Genomic DNA, 14209 nt, shown 5'->3' with positions numbered 1-14209 from the left:
AGAAGCACGCGCTCGCGCTGCCCCCTGAAACGTGAATCCTACACCGCAGAGCGCCGGACCGAGCGGTCACCACCATGCGGGTTTGCCCCAGAACGCCGCCAGTCACCCCGGCAACCTTCGCGCAGCGCCATGCTTGCTAGGCTGCGTGCCATGCAGATATCCGAACTCGCGCAACGCACCTCGGTTTCCGTCCACGCCCTGCGCCACTATGAGCGGCTGGGGCTCCTGCAGCCGCGCCGGCGGGCCAATGGCTACCGCGACTATCCACCGCGCATGCAGCGCGAGGTCGTGTTCATCGCCATGTCGCGCCAGCTTGGCTTCACCCTGCCGCAGATCGCCCTGCGCCTGGGCGCCTACCGGGCAGGCACCCTGCGCACCGAGACCATGGTGCAGGCCCTGCAGGAGCGCGCGCAGGCGCTGGACGAGCAGATCGATGCGCTGCGGGCCCAGAAGCAGCGCGTGCTGGAGCACCAGGCCTGGCTGCAGGCGCAGCAGGCAAGGCCGCGTACCGCCGTGTCGGCGCCACCGGCGCCCTGGCCGCGCGTGCGGCCCCCCGCCACGCCACCCCCATCGGCCCGCACCCGTCCATCCACCACCTCCGCAAGGAAAGCACCATGACCTCTTTGTCCGCACATTCCGCCGCCGCGCCCATGGACCATCTTCGGTCCCTGGTGCTGGCCATGCCCATGGCGCGCACGCTGGGCCTGCGCTTCGTGCGCGCCGAGCCGGGCGCGGTGGAGGTGGAGATTCCGGTGAGCGACGCCTTCTGCTTCCGCCCCGGCCAGCTGCAGGCCACCGCCGTGTTTGCCGTGGCCGACTTCGCCGCCGTGGGCGCGGCCGGCAGCGTGCTGCCGCCGGGCTGGGTGAATGCCACGGTGGACGCCACCGTGAAACTCGTGGCCCCCGCACGGGGCGTGTGCCTGCGGGCGCGCGGGCGCGTCATCGACGCGGCGCGGCTGCTCACGGTGTGCGCGTCCGATGTGTTCGCTGTGGATGCGGATGGCAAGGAAACGCTGTGCGCCACGCTGCTGGCCACGGCCCGCAACATCGACGCCACCGTGGCGCCACGGTAGCTGCCGTGGCCCGCTGCAGAGAGAGCGCCGGGCCGGCGGGTCGGTCAGGCGCGTGCGCGCCGCGCGCGCACGGCGGCGGCCAGGCCTTCCAGCACCGGCACCGTCTGCGCGAAGCTGATGCAGGCATCGGTCACCGACACGCCGGGCGCGAGCGGCTGGCCGGGCACGATGTCCTGGCGGCCTTCCTGCAGGTGGCTCTCGATCATGAGGCCGGTGATGCGCCGGTCGCCCGCGGCGATCTGCCGGGCGACGTCGTCCGCCACGGTGATCTGGCGCTGGTGCTGCTTGCTGCTGTTGGCGTGGCTCACGTCGATCATCACCTGCTCGCGCAGGCCCGCCGCCTGGAGCATGGCGCAGGCGGCATCCACATCGGCCGCGCTGTAGTTGGGCTGCTTGCCGCCGCGCAGGATCACGTGGCAGTCCTGGTTGCCGCGCGTCTCGAAGATCGCGGCCTGGCCCATCTTGGTCATGCCCATGAAGGCATGCGACGCCTGCGCGGCCTGGATGGCGTCGCTGGCCACCTTCACGCCGCCGTCGGTGCCGTTCTTGAAGCCCACGGGGCACGAGAGGCCGCTGGCCAGCTGGCGGTGGCTCTGGCTCTCGGTGGTGCGCGCGCCGATGGCGCCCCAGCTCACCAGGTCGCTGATGAACTGCGGCGAGAGCAGGTCCAGGAACTCGGTGCCCACCGGCAGGCCCGTGGCCAGCACGTCCAGCAGCAGCTGGCGCGCCAGCTCCAGCCCCTCGTTGATGGCGAAGCTGCCATCCAGGCGGGGGTCGTTGATGTAGCCCTTCCAGCCCACGGTGGTGCGGGGTTTTTCAAAGTAGACGCGCATCACGACCAGCAGGTCGGCCTGCAGCGCGTCGGCCTGGATCTTCAGCTGGCGCGCGTAGTCCATCGCCTGGTCGTGGTCGTGGATGGAGCAGGGGCCCACCACCACGATGAGCCGGTCGTCCTGGCCGTGCAGCACGCGCGAGATGGCGGCACGGCTGGTTTCCACCAGGGTCTGCGCGGCGTCGGGCGTGGGCAGCCACTCCTGCAGCAGCGCCGGCGTGATGAGCGGGCGCACGGCCTTGATGCGCGTGTCGTCGATGCGTGTCGTGTCGTGGGTGGAGATCGGGGTGGCGGAGCGGTGTGCGTGGGTCATGGTGGCCCCGATTGTCGCGCGGGCGGGGCCATCGGCTGGCCGACGATGTGGTCACACTGCCTGCAACTGGCGCGTCCCAGGCGAGGGACGCCGAGCAAGGGCCGCCCCGCAGCAAGGGCGTCGTCCCCCTCAGGGGGAAGGCGCCGAAGGCGACTCAGGGGGAGCCGCTACGGCCGCCGGAACGCCGCATTCTGCCGCGACCAGTGCCGCGACTGCAGCTGGTCGAGCCGCACCGTGCCGCCGGTGGACGGCGCGTGCACGAAGCGCCCTTCCCCCACGTAGATGCCCGCATGGTTGGGCTGGCGGCCCGTGCCGAACACCACGAGGTCTCCGGCGCGCAGCTCGCTGCCGTCGATGGGGTAGCCCCAGCTGTTGAGCTGCGCCACCGTGCGGGGCGGCGGGGTGCCCACCTGGTTGCGGTACACATAGCCGATCAGCCCGCTGCAATCAAAGCCCGCATCGGGCGTGTTGCCGCCGTAGCGGTACGGCGTGCCCACCAGGCCGAGCGCGTGGATGGCGATGTCGTGCGCCTGCTCCGCGGTCAGGGGTGGGGTGGTGCGTACCGGGGCTGACGAAGAAGGCGATGGGGGCCGCGAGGTGCCGCAGCCGCCCAGCGCCAGCAGGGCGGCGGTGCAGGCGGCCAAGGCCAGTCTGTGAAAAACAACGCGCATGGCCCGAAGGGTAACGGATAGGCCCCGGCGCCTGCGCGGACTCCGCCCATGGCCTGGGGCTATTGGCCAAAAATGCCGCCAGCGCTTGGTGGAAAAGCGCTGGCAGCTATCTTTTTTACAACAGCGGCGGGGTCACACCGCCGCCGTCGCGGCCACGCCCTGGCGCCGCTCTGCCAGCCGGTTGGCCACGCTCACGATGGCCAACACCGACGCCGTCACGATGTTGTGGCTCATGCCCGCGCCGAAGGTGGAGCCGGCCACGCCCTCCATCGCGGCCTCCACGATGGCCAGCGCCTGGGCGTGGGCCCCCGTGCCGGTGGCGCGCTCTTCGTAGTGGTCCACGCGCAGCGGCAGGCCCAGCGCATCCACCGTGGCCGCGATCGGCCCGTTGCCCTGGCCGCGCAAATGCTGGCGCATGCCGTCGATGGTCACGTCCAGCTCGATGCCCTGCCCGTCTTCATCGAGCCGGTGGCTGTGGCAGATGATGGCCGCCCGGGCCGGGGCGCGCAGGTAGGTGGCCTGGAACAGGTCCCACAGTGCCTCGCCGCTCATCTCGCCTTCGCTCGCGTCCGTCTGGCGCTGCACCACGGCGCTGAATTCGACCTGCATGCGGCGCGGCATCACCACGCCGTGTTCGCGCTCCAGCAAGAACGCGATGCCGCCCTTGCCCGACTGGCTGTTCACGCGGATCACGCTGTCGTACGTGCGGCCCAGGTCCGCGGGGTCGATGGGCAAGTACGGCACTTCCCACAGCGCGTTCGGGTCCTGCGCCGCAAAGCCCTTCTTGATCGCATCCTGGTGCGAGCCCGAGAACGCGGTGAACACCAGGTCGCCCGCGTAGGGGTGGCGCGGGTGCACCGGCAGCGAGGTGCATTCCTCGGCGATGCGCGCCACCGAGGTGATGTCCGAGAAGTCGAGGTTCGGGTGCACGCCCTGCGTGTACATGTTGAGCGCCAAGGTCACGATGTCCACGTTGCCGCAGCGCTCGCCGTTGCCGAAGAGGCAGCCTTCCACACGGTCGGCACCGGCCATCATCGCCAGCTCTGCTGCGGCCACGCCGGTGCCGCGGTCGTTGTGCGGGTGCACCGAGAGTGTGATGTGCTCGCGGGGGGCGAGGCGCCGGTCCATCCATTCGATCTGGTCGGCGAACACGTTGGGCGTGGCGTTCTCCACCGTGGTGGGCAGGTTGATGATGATGGGGCGGCCGGGGCCGGCGTTCCAGGCCGCGATGGCCGTCTGGCAGGCCTTGAGCGACACGTCGAGCTCGGTGGCGCTGAAGGTCTCGGGCGAGTACTGCAGCGTCCACGCTGTGGCGGGCTGCGCGTCGGTGAGCTGCTTGAGGTAGCCCACGTGGTGCGCGATGAGCTGCATCACCTGCGTCACGTTCATGCCGAACACGATGCGCCGCCAGGCAGGCGCCGTGGCGTTGTACAGGTGCACGATGGCGCGGGGTGCGCCCTTCACGGCCTCCACCGTGCGCGCTATCAGGTCCTCGCGCGACTGGGTCATGACCATGATGGTCACGTCAGCGGGGATGAGGTTTTCGTCGATGAGGCGGCGCACGAAGTCGAAGTCGGTCTGCGACGCGGCCGGAAAGCCGACCTCGATCTCCTTGAAGCCGATGCGCACCAGCTCCTCAAAGAGCTTCATCTTGCGCTCGCCGTTCATCGGCTCGAACAGCGCCTGGTTGCCGTCGCGCAGGTCGGTGGAGAGCCACACGGGCGCGCGGGTGATGCTGCGGGTGGGCCACTGGCGGTCGGTCAACGCGACCGGGGCGATGGGCTGGTACTTGGTGGCGGGCTTGGCAATCATGAGAGGCTCCACGAACGGTGTGTGCGGTGCGCAGAAAGAAAACAGGCGCGGTGCACGGGTCAGACGAAATGAATGAAAAAACAAAACGTGTGACATCCCCTGCAGCCCTTTGCATGTGCAAAGGCTGGTTCGCGGGCCGGGGTCAGGGGGAGATCAGGTGTTGCGCTGAGCGTATCAGGCAACGGTGGCGAACGCAGGCAGACCCCGGCCAGGCACTAGTAGGCCTAGCGATAGGGTGGGTAGGAGCATGCTGCGTTGCATAGAGGCCTGAAGATAGCACAGGCTTGCTGCGCTGCGCAAGGTTTTGATGAAAAGTGCCGCCAGCGCTTGATGGATAAGCGCTGATAGCTATAAAAACAGTAGTAAAGGCTGCTGGTAGGATGGCGCCTTTCGCTTTGCCACCCTCCCCTCTCGCTTCGCCAGGAGACCCTCTCATGCCCTACATGCTGCTCATCATGGAACCCCACGGCCAGCGGGCCGAGCGCGGGCTGGCGGGAGGCCAGGAGGCGTATGCCCGCATGCTGCGCTTTGGCGAGGGCCTGAAGGCCCGGGGCCTGCTGCGCGCCACCGAGTCGCTGGCGTCCACCGACCAGGCCGTGCGCCTGCAGGTGCGCGAAGGGCAGTCCCGGCTGGTGGATGGGCCGTTCGCCGAGACGAAGGAAATGGTGGGCGGCTTCTTTCTGCTCGACTGCGCCACGCGCGACGAGGCCGTGGCCATCGCCCGCGAATGCCCGGCCGCCGAATGGGCCACCGTCGAGGTGCGCGAGGTGGCGCCGTGCTACCACGGGGCATCGTGACCTGGGCGGCTAGGCGCGGCGCGTGGTGCCTTCCTGCAGCAGTGCCTGAAACTGCTCCACCGGCATCGGCCGCGCAAACAGGTAGCCCTGCAGCACGTCGCAGCCCTGGTGCACCAGGTAGTCGGCCTGTTCCGGCGTTTCCACCCCTTCGGCCGTGATCTGCAGCCCCAGGCCATGGGCCAGGGCCACGATGGCGTTGACGATGGTGCGGCTGTGTTCGTGGCCGGGCAGGTCCTTGACGAAGCTGCGGTCGATCTTGAGGCGGCGCATCGGCAGCTGCCGCAGGTAGGCCAGCGACGAATAGCCGGTGCCGAAGTCGTCGATGGCCAGGTGGATGCCCAGCTGGCTCAGGCGGTGCAGCGTGTGCGCGCCCGCTTCCATGTTGTCCATGAGCACGGTTTCCGTGAGCTCGATCTCCAGCAGGTGGGCGGGCAGGCCTTCCTCGCGCAGGATGTCCATCACGCGTTCGAGGAACTGCGCATCGCCCAGCTGCCGCGCCGAGATGTTGACCGATACCCGCAGGGGCCCGCCGGCTTGCCACCGGGCGGCATCGCGGCAGGCGGTGCGCATCACCCAGTAGCCCAGCGGGACGATGAGGCCGCAGTCCTCCGCCACCATCACGGCCTCCAGCGGCGGGACATGGCCCAGCTCCGGGTGCGACCAGCGCAGCAGCGCCTCCGCGCCCACCAGCGCCTTGCCGGCGGCGGCGAACAGGGGCTGGTAGTGCAGCGCGATGCCCTCGCCCTGGTCGAGCGCGGCGCGCAGCGCATGCTCGATGGCCTGGCGGCGGACCACCGCCAGGTTCATCGACGCGTCAAACCGCACGCACCGGTTCTTGCCCATGTCCTTGGCCCGGTACATGGCCGTGTCGGCGTTGCTCACGAGGCTGTCCATGTCCGCCGCATCGTCTGGAAAGATGGCGATCCCGGCGCTGCAGGTCATGGTCACCTGCTGGCCCACTTCGGTGAAGGTGGGGCGAAAGACGCCCACGATGCGCTGGCCGTAGGTGTTCAGTGCCGCGTCGTCCATGTCCAGCCGCAGGATCACGGCGAACTCGTCGCCGCCCAGGCGCGAGATCGCGTCGGCGGCGCGCACCACGGACTGCAGGCGCCGGGCCACCTGGCGCAGGAGGCCGTCCCCGGCCGCGTGCCCGAAGGTGTCGTTGAGGGTCTTGAAGTTGTCCAGGTCGATGTAGACCAGGGCGACGCGGGAGCCCAGGCCGCGCGCGCGCTCGATCTCGGCGGCCAGGCGTTCGTTGAACGCGTGCCGGTTTCCGGTGCCGGTGACCGCGTCGGTGTGGGCGAGCGTGTGCAGGCGGTTTTCGGCGTTGCGCACGGCCGCCTGGCTGCGCAGCACCATCGCGGCCGCCAGGGCCATCACGCACCCCGCGATCAGCAGCGCGCTGACGAAGCGGATGGCCAGGCGGGCGTACACCGCGCTCATGGACTTGCGAAAGTACAGCGTGCCCGACACCACGCCGCCCATCTCCACGGGCCGTGCGATCTCCAGCACGCGCAGCCCCGCGCGCTCGGCCACACCGGCCATGCCCGCGGCCGGCAGCGTGGCGGGAAAAGCCTGGTCCGCGTCGCGTGCGTAGTGGGCCAGCAGCAGGCCCTGCCGGTCGTAGACGTCCGCGCCCAGCACCATCGGCGACGCCTTCAGCGCCCCCAGCATCTCGCTGGCCGTGTGCGCATCCTGGAACATCACCGCGGCCGAGATGTTGTCGGCCACGATCGCCGCCTCCACCCGGCTGTCCTGCAGCATGGACTGCCGCGTGCTCCAGTAGTCCACGCCCGTGAGCGCCAGCACCACCGTCAGCAGCGCCAGGCCCGCGGCCAGGAGGCCGGTGGCCACGAGCCGCGACGACGGCAGGGGCTGCGCGGCCCCCGGCTCCTGCGCGGGGGCCTGCGGCATGGCGGGCGCCTTCGTTTTTTCCTGATTCTTCTTCGTCATCATCGTCATCATCTGGCCGCCCTGGCCAGCCGCAGCAGTCGGGAGCTCACGGACAGGCCCGCGCGCGCGGTGGCATCGGTGTTGATGGCGAACACGATGCGGTTCTTCTGCTGGCTGAGCGTGATCATGATGTCGGGGCTGCCTGCGGCGTCCTCATCGGCCACCGTCAGGATGCCGTGGGCGGGCGGCAGGGCCCGCAGCGCGCGCAGCACCGGCTCGATGTCGGAGCCGTGCAGGATGAGCACGCGGCAATGGCGCAGCTCGGCCAGTTCCAGCAGCCTCACCCGGATGGGCCGCCCCTTGCGGGCGGGCTTGCCCTCCAGGGCCGTCAGGGCGCGCTTGAGCGGACTGAAGGGAGAGATGCACAGGGGCCAGTCGCCATCGGTGGCCAGGTCGCTGTCGGGCCATTCGATGAACTGGATGAAGTTGAAGATGTACGCGGCCTTGAGATCGGGTTCCTCCACGGGGTTGGTGGCATGCGCCAGGCCCCCCGCCCAGCACAGCACGCACAGCCCGGCCCACAGCAGGTTGCGCAGGCGCAGGGCGTGGGACATGGCTCAGAACCCGTAGGTGAGCTTGACGCGGTAGGTCCGTCCATCCTGCCGGATCGAGTCTTCGCGGATTTCGTAGGAGGCGGGGTCCGCGTGGCGGCGGTTGAAGACGTTGTACACGCCCACCGACACATCCACGTCCCCCAGGCGCTTCGTGTAGACGAGGTTGGCCAGGACGTGCGCAGGCAGGCGCGCGTTCGCGAGCGTCCTGCGCGCGCCCACGCCAATGGCCTCGACGGCATACTGCCCCGGCCTGCCCTGCCCCGGCGCCGCGAGCGCCAGCGTGTCCGACCACTGCAGCTTGAGCAGGTGCCGGGGGGAGTTGGTCAGCGTCTCGGGTGCACCTGCGTCGCGCGCCTTCTGCCACCCGTAGGCCACGCGCAGGCGCGACCCTCCTTGCCAGCGCTGCTCCACCTCGGTCTCCATGCCATGCACGCGCACGCCCCGCGCGTTGCTGAACCTGAGCCTGTCCGGGATGCCCGCGTCCCCCAGCGAGATCAGGTCGGTCACCTCGGACCTGAACGCCGTCAACAGCATGCGCGTGGTGCCGGTGGGGGCGTGTTCCAGCGCCAGCTCCGTGGTGCGCACCTTTTCGAGCCGCAGGCCCGCCAGGTCGACGATGCCGCCGGGCAGGTCCACCCGGTAGTCGCGCTCGTAGGCGTTGGGCGGCCGGTAGGCCGTGCCATGCAGCAGCTTGACGGCCGTGGCCGGGTTCCACCAGTACACCAGGCCCAGCCGGGGGTGGAAGCTGCCGTCGCTGCCCGACTGCTTGCCCCACCGCAGGCCCGCGTGCAGGGTGAGCGTGGGCGCCAGCGCGAACTCGTCCTGGACATAGATGCCCAGCGCGTTCCCCGCGCGGCGGGTATCCAGGTATTGCACGGGCGGATCCACGTCGGCATTGAGCTGCCGGATGCGGGTGTCGCGCCGGTAGTCGACGCCCCACGCGAGCTTGTGGCGTGCAAGGGCCGTGCTCACCCACTGCCATTCCGTGCCCCACCATTGGCCGGTGCCCACGTCGCGGTTGAGCGTGGGCGGCGGATAGTCGTACGCGTAGTCGCCCACGAAGCGGTAGTGCCCGGCGTGGACGCGCCCGGTGAACGCGAGGGAGGGCTGCAGCTGGCTCGCATACTCGGCTGCGACGCGGGTGGTGGTGTCGATGGACCGCGAGCGCGGGTCATTGAAGGTCTGCGAGAACGCCGCGGTAGGCGTGCCCTTGCTGCGCTCGCCGTGCGCCAGGGTGAGGCTCAGGCCGTCGCGCTGCATCCGCGCGAACAGCTGGGTGCTGCGGTCGAAATCCAGGCGCTGCGCGACGCCCTGGTTGCTGGCCGGCGTGTCGAACGTGGCGAAGTACTGGTCCGCGCCCCGGCTGCTCGCGCGCGTCAGCGCGATCAGCCAGTCCCCGCCCTGTGCGTCCACGGTTCCCACCGAGAAGCGGGCCTTGGCGCTGCCATGGCTGCCGGCCGCCACGCTCAGCTGCGGGCCGGCCAGCTGGCGGCCGTCGCGCGTGATGACGTTGACCACGCCGAAGAACGCATTGGGTCCATAGACGGCGGAGCCCGGCCCCGGCACGAACTCCACGCGGTCCACCAGGTCCAGGTCCAGCGGGAAGTCGGTGCCGATGGTGGCCTGGTCGTAGAGGTTGTCATTGAAGCGCACGCCATTGACCAGCAGCAGCACGCGGGTGTTGTAGTCGCCCGGCGTGGCGAAGCCGCGCGTGCCCAGGTAGTGGTAGGAGCGGTCGTACGACACATACAGCCCGCGCATGCTGCCCAGCACCTCGGCCAGCGTGCGGTAGCCGAAGAGCCGGATGTCGTCGGCGGTCACCACGCTCACCAGGGCGGGTGCTTCCAGGGTGGTCTGCGTGTACCGGCTGGCGGTCCGGACTTCCATCTGCACGAGCTGTTCCAGCGGCAGATGGGCGATGTCCGCCTGCGCGATGGCGTGGGAGAGTCCGCTGCAAAGGAGGGCCAGCGCCATGCGCTGTGGCCACTGTGCCGGGCGATGGTCCGATCCTCTTGTCATGGGCGTTGCACCCGCTGTGGCGGTGGCTCCTGTGTGCGAGACCAAGCGTTCCGGAGGTTCGTGGGTCGGTGGGGCGAGTGTTTACAAATTGTATCCACCAGCAGGCCCGGCAGGCCCCCGGGGGGATCGGTGATGACCCTAGGAAAAATGTAAAAGGTGGCCGCAGCAGCCGGTGGGCCGGCTGGGGCTCAGTCCCCTGCCGCCGAATCCCCGCGGTGGGCGAAGGCCAGGCCCACGCGGCGGTACAGGCGGCGCCAGCCGAACAGGTAGACCACCACCAGGGCCGCCGCGACCGCGAGCCAGAGGCTCTGGGGGCTGGCGAATACAAACCGCCACGCCCAGTACAGTTCGGAAAAGCCCATGAGCGCGAACGTCCCCAGCCCGATCCACGCGCCTTCCGCCCGCCAGGCGGCCACCGAGACGAACGCGTGGCCCACCCAGGCCGCCAGGCCCAGCAGCAGGTGGGTGGCCCAGGCCAGCACCGGCCGCTGCTCGAACCAGCCCGCCAGTCCGGTGAGGGTGGGCGGCGTGCCGGACCGGGCGGTCACGGCGGCCTGCACCAGGAACGCGGCCAGCACGCCCTGGTGCTGCAGACGGCGGGCGGCGGTGCCCTGCCCCTTCAGCGCGGAATCGACCACGTGGCGTGCCAGCCAGCCGCCCACGCCGCCGGCGCGGGGGGTGCCGTCTGCGGCATCCCCGTCATCGCGGGGCAGGCGCGCGGCGGCTTCCCGGGCCTGGTCGTGCAGGGCCTGGGGCACATGTTCCATGGCGCTGGCGCTGCGGCGCACCGCGTGGGCGCAGACCGCCACGGTGCGCAGCGCGGGCGGGATCTGCTCCAGCCGCCAGCCGCCCTCCTGCACGTGCGCGATGCAGGCTTCCTCGCTGAGCATGTCGGGAGGGATCTGGCCGAAATCCTTCACGCCCTGGCGCAGCGCCGCCGCATAGCGCGCGGGGGTCATGAGGCGCTTGGGCACGAAGCGCACCGTGTCCTCGTCGGCCGCCAGGGCGGCATCGACCATGGCGTGGGTGATGCGTTCGCGCGGCACATCGGCCAGGGTGCGCGGGTGCGACTGCAGCCGTGCGATCAGCGTGGCGTCGTCGGCCGCCTGGGCCTGGCCCTGCGCCAGGCCTTGCAGCCAGCGCGTGTCCTCGGCGGCATCCCACTGCGCGGCGTAGGGCGACTGCAGCGACAGCACCGTGGAGGCCTCGAGCGCCGCTTCCTGCGTGCGGCCCAGGGCGCGCAAGGCGCTGGCCAAAATGTAGCGCGCATGCTCTTCGTGGCGCACGCGGCCGAGGCCCAGGCGGGCGTCGGCCATCGCGCCTTCAGGGTCGCCCGCCCACAGCCGAGCCCAGGCGCGCTGCACGTGCCAGTGGCTGGCCTCGCGGGGTTCGCCGTCCCGGCGGGCCTGGTCCAGGTCGTCCGCGATGAGCCGGGTGGTGACGTCCTCGCGCAGCGCGGGCGGTACGGCGAGGAACATGTCCCAGCGGTCCTGCAGCGCGGCCACGCACACGTCGGTGGTGCGCAGCGCCGCAGGGATCTTGTCCAGCGACAGGCCGTTGGCGCGCGCCGAGGCCAGGCACAGCGCGGGCGTGAGCATGTCGGCGGGAATGTGCTCGATCAGGCAGCCGTAGTCGTGCCGCACGGCGCGCTCGGCCAGCGCGGGCGTGATCTTGCGCGGGTCGATGTAGCTGATGTTGTAGATGTCGGCCTGCAGGGCGGCCTGCTCCACCGCATCGGTGCGCAGCCAGTGCGCCAGGTCCTTGAGCGGCGCCTGGGCGCGCACCGCCTTGAGCGCGAGCTCGGGCGTGAGCAGGCAGCCCCACACGTCGCACAGGCTGTTGTGGTCCCAGGTGGCGGGGATGCGGCTGTTGCGCTCGTCGCGCCAGTCCCATTCGGGCTGGCCGGCATACAGGCTGCGTGCCAGGGCCAGGGCTTCGGCGGTCATGCATTCGGGCGGGATGCCGGCCGCCTCGCGCAGGCCCCGGCGCACCAGCGATTCGAGCCGTGCGGTTGTCCGCCAGGCCGCAGGCACGTATTCCAGCGCCGCCACGTTCGCATCCAGGGCGGCATCCACCATCGCATCGTCCAGCCACTGCGCGGGCACATGGGCGATCGCATGGCGGTCGTTGCACACGGCGTGCAGCCATTCATCACGTGTCCGGGGCGGCTGCGTGGCCGGCGCGCCCTCGGGGGGCCGGCTGTCCAGCGCCGGGCCGTCGCTGTCCGGGCCTTCGGGCTCGCCGCCGTGGCCGGGCGGTTCCGTGGCGGGGCCGGCGCCGCGCGCGCGCTGCGCCAGCTGCAGCGCGTCGATGCTGGGCGCGGCCATGAGCCACAGTTCCCACCACACATCGCCGTCGCCCGAGTCCGAATGCTTGTACAGCGTGAGCCACTGTTCGCGCGCCTCGTGCAGCGCGCCGCCGTCGCCCGGCAGGGGCTTGGCCATTGCCACGGGCCAGGCCTGCGTGTAGTCGCCCTGGCGGCGCCAGGGGACGGCGTGCTCCGGGTTCGGGTCGGCGGCGCCAAAGCGCGCGCTCAGCTGCTGCACCATCGCCACGCGGGCTTCGTCCACCGCGCGGTTGAGGTCGGTGCACAGGAATTCGTAGGGGCCGTTGTGCGATTCGCTCAGGTAGGCGCGCATCACCCGCCGCACGACCACGGTGCGGCCGGCCTGCACCTGGCCGGGGTCCTGCTCCCCGTCGTCATCTTCATCGTCGCCGTCCACGGGTTCGTCGGGCGCGAGTTCATCGCCCGCCGCCAGGCGGTGCAGCCGGGCCTCGGCGTCGGCCAGCAGGTCCACGGCCAGCGGCACGATGCCGTCGAGCGTCTTGAGGTTTTCCAGGTGGTCGGTGAGCGGCGCGTGGAAGAACGGCCCGGGGGGCCAGCAGTTCTCGCGCACGCCGCTGCGCCACAGGGGCGTGCCCCCGGCGTCGAGCAAGGCCACCTGCTGGCCGTCGTAGTGCGCGCGCCAGGCGACGGCGCCCTCGCCGTCGATAAAGGCCAGTTGCCCGTCGCGGGTCAGAAACGGCACCAGCGGCGTGTCCGGCGGGTGCCCCACCAGCCAGCCATCGCCATCGGTCAGCGGCTCCAGCAGGTGGTCGGGCGCGGGCACGAAGCGGCCGTCCGGGTGCAGCAGGCCCCAGTGCGCCGGGCCCGCTGTGGTGGCATCGGCCGCGCCCTTGCGCACGGCGGCGGCGGTGCGCACGACGGCAAAGCCGCTTTCCGCCGAGAAATCCGTGCCGTAGCTCAGCGGCGGGGCCGCAAGGGGTTTGCCGTCGGCCGTGAGAAAGCCCGTGCCGTCATAGCTGTTGGCGGCCACGCCGCAGGCCATGCGCCGCGAGAGGTGGCGCCCGCCTTTCACGACCACCTTGCCGCGCGCGTTGAGGTAGCCATGGCCGTTGTCCCAGGCATGGGGTTCGTCGAAGAAGGCCAGGCCCTCGGCATTGAAGGCATCGATGCGCGGGTAGCGGGGCTCCAGCACCCAGCGACCCTGTGCGTCGATGAGGCCGTAGGTGTCGCCGTCCAGCGAGGCGGCCGTGGCGGTGGATTCGCCAAACGGCCGCGCGTCGCGAAAGCGGGGCTCGATCACCCAGCGCCCCGTGCGGTCCACGAAGCCCTGGGTGCGCTGGTTGCTGGCCTTCTTCCACAGCGTGGCGCGCGCGAGGCCATTGGCGCCGAAGGGGCTCAGCTCATGGAACACCTCGTCGCAGGTGGTGTGGCCGGTGCGGTCGATGATGCGCCAGGCATCCTGGCCCACCTGCACCGCGCACAAACCGTTGCGAAACGGCTGGGCGTTGTCGAATGCGGCAGGGATGGCCACCGTCCCCGCCAGGTCCATGAACCCCCAGCGCCCGCCGTCGCAGAAGCGGGCCAGCCCGTCCTCGGAAAAACTGCGCGCGTTCTGCAGCGTGGGCGGCACGCGCCACCGGCCCTCGCCGTCGATGTAGCCCCACGGGCCGTGGGCCGCGCGGGCTGCGCCGATCCAGCCGCCGCGCCCGTCGGCCCAGAAGCGCAGCACCTCGCCCAGGCCTTCGGCGGGGACCACGGCCCGGCCCGGGTGGACGATGACCAGCGCGAGGGCCTGGTGGCCGGGCATGAGCGGGATGCTGGCCAGCCAGGGGGGTGTTGGTTCGGTGTCGTTGTGGCTGGTCATTGCGGTCGGGTCCCTCGCGCGGCATCCTACCGAG

The 14209-nt window shown here is 70.8% G+C and carries 10 protein-coding genes; 3 read left to right on the top strand and 7 right to left on the bottom strand.

The features are described from left to right. Window positions 1–150 precede the first annotated feature (150 nt). On the top strand, window positions 151–618 hold the full coding sequence (locus ACAM51_RS13850) for a MerR family DNA-binding transcriptional regulator (protein ID WP_218296388.1): 468 nt from the start codon (window positions 151–153) through the stop codon (window positions 616–618). A gap of 32 nt (window positions 619–650) precedes the next feature. Beyond that, window positions 651–1073 (top strand): PaaI family thioesterase, encoded by a 423-nt coding sequence (locus ACAM51_RS13845; protein ID WP_218296712.1) that lies wholly within the window; start codon window positions 651–653, stop codon window positions 1071–1073. A gap of 44 nt (window positions 1074–1117) precedes the next feature. Here ACAM51_RS13845 and ACAM51_RS13840 read toward each other — a convergent pair whose 3' ends face one another. The 3 genes from ACAM51_RS13840 to leuA all read right to left on the bottom strand — a co-directional run bounded on the left by ACAM51_RS13840 (window position 1118) and on the right by leuA (window position 4701). Beyond that, window positions 1118–2218 (bottom strand): 3-deoxy-7-phosphoheptulonate synthase, encoded by a 1101-nt coding sequence (locus ACAM51_RS13840; RefSeq protein ID WP_218339316.1) that lies wholly within the window; start codon window positions 2216–2218, stop codon window positions 1118–1120. Between the two features lie 167 nt (window positions 2219–2385). Then, window positions 2386–2889 (bottom strand): C40 family peptidase, encoded by a 504-nt coding sequence (locus ACAM51_RS13835; RefSeq protein ID WP_218296386.1) that lies wholly within the window; start codon window positions 2887–2889, stop codon window positions 2386–2388. A gap of 132 nt (window positions 2890–3021) precedes the next feature. Continuing rightward, on the bottom strand, window positions 3022–4701 hold the full coding sequence (gene leuA, locus ACAM51_RS13830; protein ID WP_369640940.1) for a 2-isopropylmalate synthase: 1680 nt from the start codon (window positions 4699–4701) through the stop codon (window positions 3022–3024). 434 nt (window positions 4702–5135) lie between these two features. On the opposite strand from leuA, the gene ACAM51_RS13825 reads away from it, so the two are divergent. After that, window positions 5136–5498, top strand: a complete 363-nt coding sequence (locus ACAM51_RS13825) for a YciI family protein (protein ID WP_369640939.1) — start codon at window positions 5136–5138, stop codon at window positions 5496–5498. A gap of 9 nt (window positions 5499–5507) precedes the next feature. Here the strand turns inward: ACAM51_RS13825 and ACAM51_RS13820 are convergent, their stop codons facing one another. From ACAM51_RS13820 to ACAM51_RS13805, 4 genes are all read right to left on the bottom strand, one after another. After that, window positions 5508–7451, bottom strand: coding sequence for a bifunctional diguanylate cyclase/phosphodiesterase (locus tag ACAM51_RS13820; RefSeq protein WP_255594802.1), 1944 nt, complete (start codon window positions 7449–7451; stop codon window positions 5508–5510). Between the two features lie 8 nt (window positions 7452–7459). Beyond that, window positions 7460–8005 (bottom strand): YfiR family protein, encoded by a 546-nt coding sequence (locus ACAM51_RS13815; protein ID WP_369640938.1) that lies wholly within the window; start codon window positions 8003–8005, stop codon window positions 7460–7462. 3 nt (window positions 8006–8008) lie between these two features. Further along, window positions 8009–10024 carry a TonB-dependent receptor plug domain-containing protein gene (locus ACAM51_RS13810; RefSeq protein WP_369640937.1) on the bottom strand — a complete coding sequence of 672 codons (2016 nt, stop codon included), beginning with the start codon at window positions 10022–10024 and terminating at the stop codon, window positions 8009–8011. Window positions 10025–10212: 188 nt separating this feature from the next. After that, window positions 10213–14175, bottom strand: coding sequence for a WG repeat-containing protein (locus ACAM51_RS13805; RefSeq protein ID WP_369640936.1), 3963 nt, complete (start codon window positions 14173–14175; stop codon window positions 10213–10215). Window positions 14176–14209 lie beyond the last annotated feature (34 nt).

Origin of the sequence: Acidovorax sp. A79 (genome assembly GCF_041154505.1) — a bacterium.
Taxonomy (GTDB): domain Bacteria; phylum Pseudomonadota; class Gammaproteobacteria; order Burkholderiales; family Burkholderiaceae_C; genus Acidovorax.
The sequence above is the reverse complement of the archived record's forward strand: the minus strand, read 5'-3'. Positions and strand labels throughout refer to the sequence as shown.